The sequence below is a fragment of the Streptomyces sp. NPDC058619 genome (assembly GCF_042717785.1).
In the GTDB taxonomy this organism is placed as follows: Bacteria; Actinomycetota; Actinomycetes; order Streptomycetales; family Streptomycetaceae; genus Streptomyces.
The window spans coordinates 24,148-36,147 of sequence record NZ_JBHXQN010000060.1 but is presented as its reverse complement, the minus strand read 5'-3'; the positions used below and the strand labels follow the sequence as shown (position 1 = coordinate 36,147).

Below are 12,000 nucleotides of genomic sequence, written 5' to 3'. Positions count from 1 at the left end.
CCCCCCAGGTCATTCGTTCGACAGAGGGGACACAGTCATACCGGGCCCGGAGGCCAGCGGCCCCATTGCAGGACCACGAAAAACATAACGGGGGCTGATGGTGCACAGGACGCCGCTGGTCGGGCGGGCCGCCGAACTGCGGCAGCTCACCGAGGCGCTGGACGGCCGCTCCCCCGGGATCATCGAACTCGCGGGCGCCGCCGGGATCGGGAAGAGCCGGCTGCTGACGGAGCTGTGCGCGCTGGCCGCGGAGCGGGGCATGACCGTGCTGCGGGGGCGGGCCAGCGAGTACGAACGGCACACCCCCTACGGCCTGTTCACCGATGCCTTCGCCGACCTCGACCTCGACACCGGCCCGGCCACCGGCCCCGAAACGGCGGCCGCCGCACCCGTCCTATACGGCGTGGGCTCCCCCGGCGCCACTGGAGCTGCCGGAGCCGCCGTCGGCACCGAGCGGTTCGCCGCGCACCGGGCCACCGCGCGGCTGCTCGCGGAGCTCGGGCGCACCGGTTTGGGGTTGCTCGTTGTCCTCGACGACCTGCACTGGGCGGACCCGGCCTCCCTGGAACTGCTGGACCACCTCGTGCGGCATCCCCCGCGCGGCCCGGTGGTCGTCGCCGTGGCCAGGCGCGACCGGCAGACCTCCCCCTCCCTGGCCGCGGCCCTCACCCGGGGCGTCGACACCGGCACCGTCCAGCGGCTGGACCTCGGGCCGCTCACCGAGGAAGCCTGCGTCGGGCTCCTCGCCCCCGGCCTGCCGGCCGCCCGGGCCGCCCGGCTGTACGCGGCCAGCCAGGGCAACCCGCTCTACTTCCTGGCCCTGCTCCAGGGCCAGGGCCAGGACCAGGGCGGCGCCGTCCCGGCGGGCGGCCTCGCCGCGCTGCTGCTCGACGAACTGACCCCGCTCACCCCCGCGCAGCGCCGTACCGCCGAGGCCGTCGCCGTGCTCGGGGACCATGCCACACCACCGGTACTGGCCCTCACGGCCCAGGCGCCGGACGGGCAGCTCGAGGCCGACCTCGCCGTACTCGCCCACCGCGACCTGCTGCGCCCCGGGCCCGGCGGGAGCTGGTCGCTGCGCCACCCGGTGCTGCGGGCCGTGGTCCACGAGAACACCGACCACCGGCGCCGGACCGGCATGCACCTGCGGGCCGCCGCTGCACTCGCCCGCAGCGGCGCCCCCGCCGCCCTCCGGGCCCACCATGTGGAGCGCGCGCTGACCGCCGGCTGGGACCCGGAGCTCGCGGGCGTCCTGCTGGAGGCGGCCGGGCAGTCCGAGACCACGGCCCCCGCGAGCTGCGCGCACTGGCTGGACGTGGTGCTGCGGATGCTGCCGCGAGCACCCGGGAACGCGGTGCGCCGCCGCGACCTCCAGCTGCGGCGGGCCCGCGCCCTGAGCGTGTGCGGGGAGTTATGGGAAAGCCGGGACCTGCTGCGAGAGCTGATCGCGGCGGTGCCGGACGAGGACGGCGGCGGGGTGCGCGCTGTGGCCGTCACCCTGTGCGCCTCGATGGAACGCCACCTCGGCGACTACCCTGCCGCCGTGTCGCTGCTGCGCCGCGAGCTGGCACGCCGGCCCGCCCCGAGCCCGGCGGACGCGCTGGCCCTCGGCCTCGAACTCGGCTCGTGCGCTCCCCACGCGCTGTCCTACGCGGAGGTACGGGAGGACGTACTGCGCACCTACCGGCTGGCTCTGCGGCTGGGGAACGAGACGGCCGCGGCGGCGGCCCTGACGACGGTCGCGCTCGGGGAGACGTATGGCGGGGATCCGGCGACGGCCCGCAAGCTCGCCGACCGCGCGGCGGCCCGGGTCGACGCGCTGGCCGACCGCGACCTCCCCGACGTGTGCGAGTCGCTGGCCCGGCTGGCGTGGACGGAGTTCTACCTGGACCGGTACCCGGACGCGGAGCGGCACGCCGACCGGGGGCTGGCCCTCGCCCGCCGCGTCGGCCCCCTGCACCTGCTGCCGCACCTCCTGCTCTGCAAGGCGGTCGTACGGATGAACTCCTGCCGGCTGGTGTCGGCGCTGGAGCTGTGCGACGAGGCGGAGAGCATCGCCCGCGGCATCGGCAGCGACGAACTCCTCGGGCTGGTGGTCGGGAACAGGGCGCAGGTCCTGCTGGCCGCCCTGCCGCCGGGCGACGCCACGCCGCTGGCCATCGCCGAGGAGGCGGTGGCACTGGGCGGATCCCGCAGCAGCTGGTGGACCTCCCTGGCCTGGTGCGTGCTGAGTTACGCGGCCCTGTACGGCGGGGACCACGAGCGGGCCCGGTCCGCGATGCTGCGGGCGGGCGGCGGACCGGACCTCGCGGGCCTCCAGCCGACGATGCGGCCACTGTTCCTGGAGGTCCTGGTGCACTCGTCCGTCGCCGCGGGCGACTTGACGGACGCCGCGGGCTGGGCGGCGCTGGCCGCGGCGGACGCCGAGCGCCTCGGACTGCCCAGCCAGCGGGCCTCGGCGCTGCGCAGCGCCGGGGCCGTACTCGCGGGCCGGGGCGAGCCCGGCGCGGCGGCGGAGCGCTGCGTACGGGCGGCCGAGGAGTCCGCCCGCGCGGGCGCCACCCTGTGGGAGGCGCAGGCCCTGCTGACCGGCGCCAGTCTGACGGGGCTGGCCGGCGCGCCCGGGGCGGCGGCCCTGTGGCGGCGCGGCCGCCGACTGGCCGAAGCGGGCGGCGCCCGCCTCCTGACAGGCCTGGCGGACCTCTTCCCCCCGCCCGCGCCGGGCCCCCCGCCCGCGCTGGGCCCCCCGGCCGTCCCCCTCCTCCGGCTCACGCCGCGCGAGTGGCAGATCGCCGCCCTGGTCGCGGAGGGCCTCACCACCCCGGCCATCGCCGCGCGCCTCTACCTGAGCCCGCGCACCGTCGACACCCACCTGTCGCACATCTTCCGCAAGACGGGCGTCACGACCCGGTCGGCCCTGGCCGCCCTCACCGCGCGCCGACTGCCGTAGCCGGCCCCGCGCAACGAAGGCCGTTGTCAGTGGGGGTGGTTAGCGTGGACGGTGTCCGTGGTGACCACACCGAGGGGGAAGACGTCATGCGCAGCGGCAGCGGCAGCGGCGCTCCGGCGCGCAGTCTCGCGACACCTGCCTTCTCGCTCCGTACGATTTACAGTCCCGACCTACACAGAGATTCTCCGGGCTGGAGTGCCGTGGTCATTCAGGCGCAGGGGAAGGTGCGGGCGGCGGCTTCGGCGTTGACCCTGTAGGTGCGGAACGTCTCTTGGACGAGGTCGATGGCGGTGTTGAGGGGGAGGATGTGGCGGGTGACGAGTTGTTCGTCGTCGTCGGCTCCGACTGGGTGCCAGTAGACGCCGTCGGCGGTGATGGTGACCTCGGGTACCAGGGTTTCCATGGTGAGTTCCAGGCCGTCGTCGGCGGCGCCCTCGTGGGCGAGGGGGCGGACGACCTGGTGTTCGCGTGGGATGCCGAGGGTGTCGAGGAAGGCGCGTAGTTCTCGTTCTTCGTGCCGGTCGTCGGTGGTGAGGGTGGCTGCCACCCGCACGGTGAATCCTTCGGCCAGAGCGGTGCGGATGCCGACGACGGCTTTGGCCCAGGTGCCGGCCCCCCGGTGGGAGTCGTGCAGGTCGGGGGTGGCGGAGTCGAGGCTGATCTGCAAGGTGAGCCGGTCGCGGGGCATGGCCTTAAGGATTAGGAGCCGGTGTCCGCGAAAGAGCATGCCGTTGCTGAGGAGCGTGGTGGGCAGGGCGGCGGTGCAGGCGGTGACGATCTCATCGAGGTCGGGGAGCAGGAAGGGTTCCCCGCCGGTGAGGAGGATTTCACTGACCCCGGCTGCGGGGGCGGCTGTCGCGATCTGGCGGATCTTGTCCAGGCCGAGGGCGCGCCGGTCGGTCTGGGGGGAGGACCGTGCGCAGCAGTAGTCGCAGGCGAGGTTGCAGTCGAAGTTGGTATAGAGCCACAGCCGGGTGCCTGGACGGCGGTCGGCGGGCAGGGCGGCGATCGGGTCCGGCGGGCGTCCCCTGCGGACCGTGATGCTGGTTTCGTCCGCGGTGATGAGGGTGTTGCCTGTGCGGTCACACCATGCGGCGGCGAGCGTGGCGTCGTGGGGTGAGGTGAGGGGGAGCGTGATGGTGTCGCCTTCCGCGGTGGCGGAGAGCTTCTCGACGAGGTCGAGGATCACCATCGGGGTGCGATGTCCTGTTCTGCGACTGCTTGGAAGAGGTCGGTGTAGCCGTTGAGCTGGGGGCGTACCCAGCGGTTCAGGCCTTCCAGTTCCATGATGCGGCGGTGCTCGGGGTTGTTCCAGTCCATGGCGAGCAGGCGGTTGGTCCAGGCGTTGGCCCGGTCTTCGGCGAGGGTGTCGAGGGCGGTGAAGTTGCAGTGGCAGTAGGTGGGGCTGGTCCAGAACGATTCCAGGGCGTCGGGCATCAGCTCGTTGCGGCCGATGGATTCCCAGGTGTTGATGCCGATGGCGGCGGCGTCGGCGTCGCCGTCGAGGACGGCGCGGATGGCGTCGAGTTCGCTGCGGCCGGTGTCGCCGTGTTTTCCCAGGTCGCTGTCGATGCGCAGGAGTTCGATGTCGCCGTTGGTGAGGCCTTCGCGGCGCAGGTAGTGCAGGGGGAGGATGGCGGCCTGTGCGGAGTCTCGGCTGCCCAGCGCGAGGCGGCGGCCTTTGAGGTCTTCGGGGCCGCGCAGGCCGGTTCCGGCGCGGCAGACGAGGTGGCTGCGGAAGGTCAGGTCGGTGTCGCGCATCGCGAGTGCGCGGGCGCGGTTACCGGTCTGTAGGACGGTGCGGACCCAGGCCAGGTTGGTGTTCCAGGCGATGTCGATGGTCCCGGCGAGCAGTGCGTCGACTTGGCGGCCGTAGTGGGAGAACAGGACGAAGTCCATCTCGACGGGGCCGGTGCGGTAGTAGTCGCGGATGCCCTCCCAGATGGGCACGACGTTGGGGGTGTAGGCCACGGCGCCGACCACCAGCGGTTCCATAGTGCCTCTCCTTCGGACGGGTGGCGGGGTTCAGCCGAACACCGGCTGGCCGGTGATGGCCTTGCCGTAGAAGTCGTAGAGGGCGTCGGCGGTGGGGGCCATGACGTGGCCGGCGCGGGCGTCGCGGAAGTAGCGTTCGATGGCCAGATGGTGGGAGAAGGCGGCGCCGCCGCACACCCGCATGGCGTCGTCGGTGACGGTCAGGGCGGTGTCGTTGGCCAGGGCCTTGACACCCAGGACGTACAGGGGGGTCTGCTCGTCAGGGTTCGCGATGCTCGCGGCCGCGGCGCGCAGGTAGGCGTTGGCGGCTTCCAGCTGCAGCGACATTTTGGCGAGGCGGGCGCGGATGGTGGGCAGCTCGGCGAGGGTCTGCCCGGTGTGCTGGAGTGTCGCGCTCGTGGTGTGCCGTACGGCTGCCTGCAGGGCGGCGGTGGCCAGCCCCAGGGAGACGGCGGCGTTGCCGAGGTTGAACCAGGGCAGAACCGTCCCTGTCATCCGGGTCAGGCCGCTGCCGGCCTCACCGAGGCGTGCGGTGTCCGGGGCGCTTACGTCGAACCGCATGGGGGCGGAGGTGTTGCCGCGCAGGCCGAGGCCGTGGAATGAGCCGGTGACGTTCACGCCGGGGCGGTCTGCTTCGATGGCGTAGAGGTCGACGGTGCCGGGCTCGTCGGCCGACTGCACGGTGGTGACGTAGAGCTGTGCGTGACCGGCGGAGGTCACCCAGCTCTTGTCCGCAGTGAACCGCGCTTCCGGGCCGCCGTTGCGTTTGGCCTGGGAGATGGGCGCCCAGAAGTGGGAGCGGGAGCCGGGCTCGCTGAAGGCGAGCGTGGCCAGCACCCGGCCATCGGCCATGGCCGGCAGCAGGGACGGCAGCCCCGGCGGGGGCGAGGAGAGTACGGTCATGGCCGCGCTCACGTGCATGAGGTAGATCATGGCCGTCGACCCGCACGCCCCGGCCAGCGCGGCGGTGACGTGGGCGAACTCCTGGGGGCCTGCCCCCAGCCCGCCATCCCGTTCGGGCAGGGTCAGGCCCAGCAGGCCGGAGCCGGCCAGCGCGGATACCGCTTCTGCGGGGAAGCGGCCGTCCGCGTCGACGGCCGGGGCGTGCTCCGCGGCGGAGGCCAGGACGGGCTGCAGCAGACTGTCGACGTTCATGCGCGATCGTGCCTTCCCGTGGCGGGGACATCCGTGTCGGCTGTCGGCGCCGGGGCGAGGCCGAGAGCGAGCAGGCCCACGGCGAACCCGAGCAGCAGGGCAACGGTGGAACCGTCACCTCCGAGCAGGTTGGCACCCGTCCAGCCGATCTGCACCAGCTGCAAGACCGCGGCCGCCAGGAAACCCGCCCCGGCCAGCGCGATCAGCCCCCGCACCGCCGAGAGCCCTGCAGCCACAGCCGCGGCGGCCAGGATCAGCAGCACCAGCGTGCCAGCCCCGCCGAGCGTGACGATCCGCCACGGCGGGCCGTCGGCGATCCCCAGCACAGCACAAGCCGCGGCGCCCACGCCCAGCCCGGCGGCCGTGGGGCCGATACCCGATCGTGGAATCTGCATGGGATCGTCCTCCAGATCTACGAGGCTGAGAGGAGCACCCGCGACAGTCGGCCGCCCCGCTGCCGCCATACGGGGCGAAGAGCACCGTCTACGCCGTAGGCGCGTCCGGCCGCGGTGGCCAGCAACGCCAGGTGTACGGCGTACATCAGGAAGTACGACCAGAACCACTCGTGCGGGGTGTTCAGCACGGAGAAGGTGATGGCGGTCGTCTGGACCAGTCCGACCACGGCCCAGAACCGGGTGGCCAGGCCCACCAGCAGGAACGCGCCCAGGCATGCCTCGATCGCGAAGGCGCCCCAGGCGAACACGGCGAAGTTCGGGATGATCAGGTGCTCGACCAGCCACGCCCACGGGGCGAACACCTCGTGCTTCACCCCGTTCAGGGTCCAGGCATACAGATCTTGCGGGGGGTCGCTGTTGCTCCCGAAGTGCGGCGGATGTTTCCAGGACAGGTTCTGGATCCACAGCAGACCGACCGTGACACGACATACGGCCAGCAGCACCCGCGAGAGGCGGGACGAGCCCAGGGGCTCTGGAACGGTGTTCACAGTCCCTTTGGTGACGGCCATGCTGAGCGACCTCTGATCGTGCCGGTGGGTCTGAGGATCTGCTGGCTGTCCTTCCATCGACTCACGCCGCCACCCCGGCAGCAAGCCCAGAGGCCCTTACAAAACACGAACGGCACCACCCCAGACCCATCGTGCATAGGCCCTTCTGCCCTGGCCACAGCCCAGACCCCGCAGGTGGCACCGGTGCGGCGCCGCCCCTTCCCGCCGGATGGCTTCGCATGTCCGCACTGTCCGTAGGGTCTGTGCCGTACCGGCGAGCTCCCGGGTAGTGGGGCGTTGCAGCGTCTAGCGTCGTGGGCATGCGTGTACTGGTCACCGGAGGCGCGGGATTCATCGGCTCGCACATCGTCACCGCGCTCGCCGCCCGCGGCCATGATCCCGTCGTACTCGATGCACTGCTGCCGGCGGCCCATCCCGGCGCTGCGCCGCACCGACCGGCCGGCGTCGAGTGGATTCGCGCGGATGTCCGGGACAGCCCGGCTCTGGCCCGCGCGCTGCGGGGAGTGGATGCGGTCTGCCATCAGGCGGCCATGGTGGGCCTGGGCAAGGACTTCGCGGACGCGCCGGAGTATGTGAGCTGCAATGACCTGGGGACGGCGGTGCTGCTGGCGGCCATGGCGGAGGCCGGGGTGCGGGGGCTGGTGCTGGCGGGGTCGATGGCTGTGTACGGGGAGGGCCGCTACGACTGCCCTCGGCACGGCCGGGTCCGGCCCGCGCCTCGCACGTCCGCGGATCTGGGCGCTGGCCGCTTCGAGCCCGCATGCCCCGGCTGTGGGGCCGAGCTGGTGCCCGGACTGGTGGACGAGGATGCGCCGGCCGATCCGCGCAATGTGTACGCCGCGACCAAGCTCGCCCAGGAGTATCTGGCTGCCGCGTGGGCGCGGGCGTGCGGGGGCCGGGCGGTGGGGCTGCGCTACCACAACGCGTACGGGCCGGGGATGCCGCGCGACACCCCGTACGCGGGTGTGGCTTCGTTCTTCCGGTCGGCGCTCGCCCGGGGCGTGGCGCCGCGCGTGTTCGAGGACGGCGGACAGCGGCGCGACTTCGTTCACGTCCGGGACGTGGCCGCGGCCAATACGGTGGGGTTGGAGGCACTGGCCGGCCGGGAGCCCGGCGTGCTGACGACGTTCAACACCGGCAGCGGCGAACCGCACACCGTCGGGGAGATGGCCCGCGCCCTGGCCCGGGCCTACGGCGGCCCGGAACCCGTGGTCACCGGCGAGTACCGGCTGGGGGACGTACGGCACATCACCGCCTCCTCACGGCGGCTGACCGGCGAGCTGGGCTGGCGGGCCGAGATCGCCTTCGCCGAGGGAATGAGGGAATTCGCGCACAGTCCCCTGCGCGGGACGGGCGACGCCCGCGAGTCGTGAGGACCGCATACCCCACACGGGCACCCCACGTGCGTACGGTGTGGGCGTGAGCGCCTCGAACGCGGCGACGGTGGACGTCGTCCTGCCGTGTCTGGATGAAGCCCGCGCTCTGCCGTGGGTGCTGAAACGTATCCCGCCCGGCTGGCGGGCGATCGTCGTCGACAACGGCTCCACAGATGGTTCCGGCGACCTCGCCCGCGCCCTGGGCGCAACGGTGGTGGAGGAACCGCGGCGCGGCTTCGGCGCCGCCTCTCACACCGGACTGCTGGCAGCCAGTGCCGAAATCGTCTGCTTCTGCGACTGCGACGCCTCACTCGACCCCGGTCTGCTGCCCGCCCTCGTGCGCGAAGTGGCCGAGGGTCGGGCCGATCTGATGCTCGGCCGGCGCCGGCCGCAAGGGCACGGAGCATGGCCGCTGCACGCGCGGGTCGGCAATCTGGTGCTTGCACGGATGCTGCGACGGCGGACCGGACTTCGCCTGCGCGATCTCGGCCCGATGCGCGCCGCCCGCCGACAGGCGCTGCTCGGCCTGGACCTCACCGACCGACGCAGCGGCTATCCGCTACAGATGGTCGTCCGCGCCGCCGACGCCGGCTGGCGGATCCGGGAGACGGACGTCCCCTACCGGCCCAGGACCGGGACGTCGAAGGTCACCGGGACCTGGCGGGGCACCTGGCACACCGTGCACGACATGCGCGCCGTGCTCACCCAGCCATCCCCCACGAAAGCCGGAGAGGCAGGTGGGCTGTGACGACGCTGCTCGTCATCGCCAAGGCACCCCTTCCCGGCCGTGTCAAGACACGCCTCACCCCGCCCTACACACCCCAGCAGGCGGCCCTCCTTGCCGAGGCGATGCTCGCCGACACCCTGGCCATGATGCTCGCCGCCCCCGCGCGACGCCGTCTGCTGGTGCTGGAGGGCGAACCGGGCCCCTGGCTACCGCCGGGCATCGACGTCGTCCCGCAAGGCCAGGGCCGACTCGACGAGCGGCTGGCCGCAGCCTTCGCGCTCTGCACAGGCCCTGCCGTCCTCATCGCCATGGACACCCCGCAGGCCACGCCCGCCCACCTCGCACCCGCCCTCGCCGAGGACGCCTGGCACCATTGCGGCGCATGGATCGGCCCCGCCCTCGACGGCGGGTTCTGGGCCCTGGGCCTGGCCGACCCCGACCCCGCACTGGTGCACGGGGTGCCGGTGCCCGAATCCGAAGTCTGCGCGCAGCAACGACGCAGGCTCACCGCCGCGGGCCTCACGGTCCGCGACCTGTCGATGCTGCGCGACGTCGACACCGCAGCCGACGCCCACGCCGTGGCCACCTCAGCACCCCACACCCGCTTCGCCACAGCACTCACCCGGCTGACCCGTGCAGCAGAACGGCGGTGAACACCGGCGACACCACAGAGACCGTGGCCGACCGACAGGGCCTGCTCGGCGTCATGCCGCCGGTGATGCCGACGACAACGCGCGGATGACCGTACGGCCGGTGGGTGACGGCCCCGGCGTGCACGAAACGCTGACGCTGCGCGTCTCCAAGCGACATCCGGGGCCCGTCGACTGCCACGCTGAGCCCTGTGTTCAACCCGCGCACCGTCCGCAGCGCCGTCCTGCTGGCCGCACTCACCGCCGTACTCGTCCTGACCGTGCGCCACGACGGCTACCACGATGACCCTGCGGGCTTGTCCTGGTGGTACGCGGCCGCCTGGCTGCTGTTCGCCGCCGCCGTGTGGTCACTGCGCCACACACCCGTCCGGGACGTGCTCGCCCTGGTCCTCGCCGGCGGCATCGCGGTGGCCGCCACCGGCCTGGCAGCACCTCCTCGCACCAGCACCGATTCCTACCGCTACGCCTGGGACGGCCGGGTACAGGCCGCGGCCATCTCGCCCTACGACCACGCGCCCGCCGAACCGGAACTGGCCGCGCTGCGCGACAGCTGGCTCTTCCCCACCGGCGCCACATGCGCGCAACCTGACCGGGAGCCCATCCCCGCACCCGCCGGGCAGACCCACTGCACCCGCATCAACCGGCCACAGGCGCACACCATCTACCCGCCCGTCGCCGAAGGCTACTTCCTCCTCGTGCACCAGCTGTCACCTCAAGGAGCCCGCCACAAACCCCTGCAGACCGGCGGCGCGTTCCTCTCCGCGGCCACCACGGCAGCCCTGCTCCTGGTCCTGCGCCGACGCGGCAACGTCCGGCACGCCGCGTACTGGGCCTGGTGCCCGGCCGTGCCCGTCGAAGCAGTCAACAACGCGCACGCCGACGTCCTGGCAGCACTCCTGACGGTCCTTGCGCTCGGTGCCGTCACCCTGCACCGGACCGTGGGCGGCGCCCTCCTCGGCGCCGCCATCGCGACGAAACTACTGCCCGCCCTCGTACTGCCGGGCGCACTCTGCGGAGTCCGCCGTGCCAGGGACGCACTGGCCGTACTGCTGCCCGCCACCGCCGTAGCCGCACTCGTCTACCTGCCATACATACTGCTGTCCGAGAGCTCCGTCCTCGGATACCTCGGCGGCTACCTGCGCGAGGAAGGCTACGACGACTCCGCCGCCACCAACCGCTACGCCGTGGCGCGCCTGCTCCTGCCCGACGCCTGGGTACTGCCCGCCGCAGCCGCCGTCATGCTCGCGGTCACCTGGCACGTACTACGCCACGGTGATCCCGAACGCCCCTGGAGCGGAGCCCTGCTGACCACCGGCACCGCCTTCCTGCTGCTGACGCCCGGCTACCCCTGGTACGCGCTGCTGATCGTCGCCCTCGTCGCACTGGACGGCCGCTGGGAATGGCTGGGCATCGCCCTCGCCGGCGCCGCGACCTACGTCACCAGCCGCGCCTTCGACCATGCCGACGCCGCCGGTACCACGGCGTACGCCGTCGGCGCGGGAGCCGTACTCATCGGCTGGGCCGTGCGACGCACCCGGCAGACCAAGACAAATCAGGCGCCCGTTGGACGTGATCTGCCGTAAAACGCCTGACCCCCGCAGGATCAGCGCGGCGCTGAAGCAGCAGCGGGCGGGCCGCCGGCATGGGGCTGGCGGCCCGCATCGTGTGTGTTGGTCAGGCCTTCGCGAGGGCTGCGGCGCCGAAGGAGACGTCGAAGCGGTCGCACCAGATGCTGAGGCTGGTGTACTGGGAGAGGTCGAGATCGGGAGGAAGGGTGTAGTTTTGGTTGCCCTTGTTGCCCTTGTTGCCCTTGTTGCCCTTGAGCTTGCCCAGGCTGACGTTTACGTCCTGGGCAGCCGCGCCCTGCGCCGCGGTGAACTGCAGCAGGCTGCGCACTGGCTCGGCAGGGCCGCCGACCACGAGCACCCCGGAGCCCTCTTCCGGCTCGCCGTCGTCGCCTGCCGCGTCCTGGGACTGATCGGTACCCACCGCGCCGTCTTCCTCGTCTCGGAGGCACCCCGCTGCGGACACGGGGATGCCCGCGCGTTGATGCGCGCCCGCCTGAGCCTGCCCGCCCGCACAGAGCGCCCCGGCGCGCAGGATCCCGAGTTCCACGAGGAAGTCGCCCAGGCCCTCGGCCAGCAGCAACCCACCACGGTTCCGTCGCCGGTGGGTGAGCATCC

General features: G+C 72.6%; 11 protein-coding genes. 5 read left to right on the top strand and 6 right to left on the bottom strand.

From position 1 onward, the window contains the following. Nucleotides 1-97: 97 nt before the first annotated feature. On the top strand, nt 98-2,950 hold the full coding sequence (locus tag ACFWTC_RS33100; RefSeq protein WP_384029697.1) for an AAA family ATPase: 2,853 nt from the start codon (nt 98-100) through the stop codon (nt 2,948-2,950). A 208-nt stretch (nt 2,951-3,158) separates the two neighbouring features. On the opposite strand, the gene ACFWTC_RS33095 is transcribed toward ACFWTC_RS33100, so the two are convergent. The 5 genes from ACFWTC_RS33095 to ACFWTC_RS33075 are packed head-to-tail and all read right to left on the bottom strand — an operon-like array spanning nt 3,159 to nt 7,043. Further along, nucleotides 3,159-4,142 carry a radical SAM protein gene (locus ACFWTC_RS33095; RefSeq protein ID WP_384029699.1) on the bottom strand — a complete coding sequence of 328 codons (984 nt, stop codon included), beginning with the start codon at nt 4,140-4,142 and terminating at the stop codon, nt 3,159-3,161. Next, nucleotides 4,136-4,945: a phosphate/phosphite/phosphonate ABC transporter substrate-binding protein gene (locus tag ACFWTC_RS33090; RefSeq protein ID WP_383929358.1), complete on the bottom strand. Its 810-nt coding sequence runs from the start codon at nt 4,943-4,945 to the stop codon at nt 4,136-4,138. Before ACFWTC_RS33090 ends, ACFWTC_RS33095 begins: the two co-directional genes overlap by 7 nt. Nucleotides 4,946-4,975: 30 nt before the next feature. Beyond that, nucleotides 4,976-6,100 carry an acyl-CoA dehydrogenase family protein gene (locus ACFWTC_RS33085; RefSeq protein ID WP_384029701.1) on the bottom strand — a complete coding sequence of 375 codons (1,125 nt, stop codon included), beginning with the start codon at nt 6,098-6,100 and terminating at the stop codon, nt 4,976-4,978. Then, complete coding sequence (locus ACFWTC_RS33080) at nt 6,097-6,495, bottom strand: hypothetical protein (RefSeq protein WP_384029703.1); 399 nt, start codon at nt 6,493-6,495, stop codon at nt 6,097-6,099. The genes ACFWTC_RS33085 and ACFWTC_RS33080 overlap by 4 nt, the downstream gene beginning before the upstream one ends. Before the next feature lie 17 nt (nt 6,496-6,512). Then, a complete protein-coding gene (locus ACFWTC_RS33075) occupies nt 6,513-7,043 on the bottom strand; it encodes a DoxX family protein (protein WP_384029705.1) in 531 nt (176 codons plus the stop codon). A 320-nt stretch (nt 7,044-7,363) separates the two neighbouring features. Between ACFWTC_RS33075 and ACFWTC_RS33070 the strand changes: the two genes are divergently transcribed. The 4 genes from ACFWTC_RS33070 to ACFWTC_RS33055 all read left to right on the top strand — a co-directional run bounded on the left by ACFWTC_RS33070 (nt 7,364) and on the right by ACFWTC_RS33055 (nt 11,400). Continuing rightward, nucleotides 7,364-8,437, top strand: coding sequence for an NAD-dependent epimerase/dehydratase family protein (locus ACFWTC_RS33070; RefSeq protein ID WP_384029706.1), 1,074 nt, complete (start codon nt 7,364-7,366; stop codon nt 8,435-8,437). Nucleotides 8,438-8,483: 46 nt separating this feature from the next. After that, nucleotides 8,484-9,188, top strand: a complete 705-nt coding sequence (locus ACFWTC_RS33065; RefSeq protein WP_383929373.1) for a glycosyltransferase family 2 protein — start codon at nt 8,484-8,486, stop codon at nt 9,186-9,188. After that, nucleotides 9,185-9,820 carry a DUF2064 domain-containing protein gene (locus ACFWTC_RS33060; RefSeq protein ID WP_383929376.1) on the top strand — a complete coding sequence of 212 codons (636 nt, stop codon included), beginning with the start codon at nt 9,185-9,187 and terminating at the stop codon, nt 9,818-9,820. Before ACFWTC_RS33065 ends, ACFWTC_RS33060 begins: the two co-directional genes overlap by 4 nt. 188 nt (nt 9,821-10,008) lie before the next feature. Beyond that, nucleotides 10,009-11,400 (top strand): glycosyltransferase 87 family protein, encoded by a 1,392-nt coding sequence (locus ACFWTC_RS33055; RefSeq protein ID WP_383929379.1) that lies wholly within the window; start codon nt 10,009-10,011, stop codon nt 11,398-11,400. A gap of 91 nt (nt 11,401-11,491) precedes the next feature. On the opposite strand, the gene ACFWTC_RS33050 is transcribed toward ACFWTC_RS33055, so the two are convergent. Further along, a complete protein-coding gene (locus tag ACFWTC_RS33050; protein WP_384074909.1) occupies nt 11,492-11,965 on the bottom strand; it encodes a DM13 domain-containing protein in 474 nt (157 codons plus the stop codon). Nucleotides 11,966-12,000 lie beyond the last annotated feature (35 nt).

Coding starts and splice junctions, on each gene's coding strand:
- ACFWTC_RS33100 (WP_384029697.1), top strand. CDS start 98: ATGGTGCACAGGACGCCGCTGGTCGGGCGGGCCGCCGAACTGCGGCAG.
- ACFWTC_RS33095 (WP_384029699.1), bottom strand. CDS start 4,142: ATGGTGATCCTCGACCTCGTCGAGAAGCTCTCCGCCACCGCGGAAGGC.
- ACFWTC_RS33090 (WP_383929358.1), bottom strand. CDS start 4,945: ATGGAACCGCTGGTGGTCGGCGCCGTGGCCTACACCCCCAACGTCGTG.
- ACFWTC_RS33085 (WP_384029701.1), bottom strand. CDS start 6,100: ATGAACGTCGACAGTCTGCTGCAGCCCGTCCTGGCCTCCGCCGCGGAG.
- ACFWTC_RS33080 (WP_384029703.1), bottom strand. CDS start 6,495: ATGCAGATTCCACGATCGGGTATCGGCCCCACGGCCGCCGGGCTGGGC.
- ACFWTC_RS33070 (WP_384029706.1), top strand. CDS start 7,364: ATGCGTGTACTGGTCACCGGAGGCGCGGGATTCATCGGCTCGCACATC.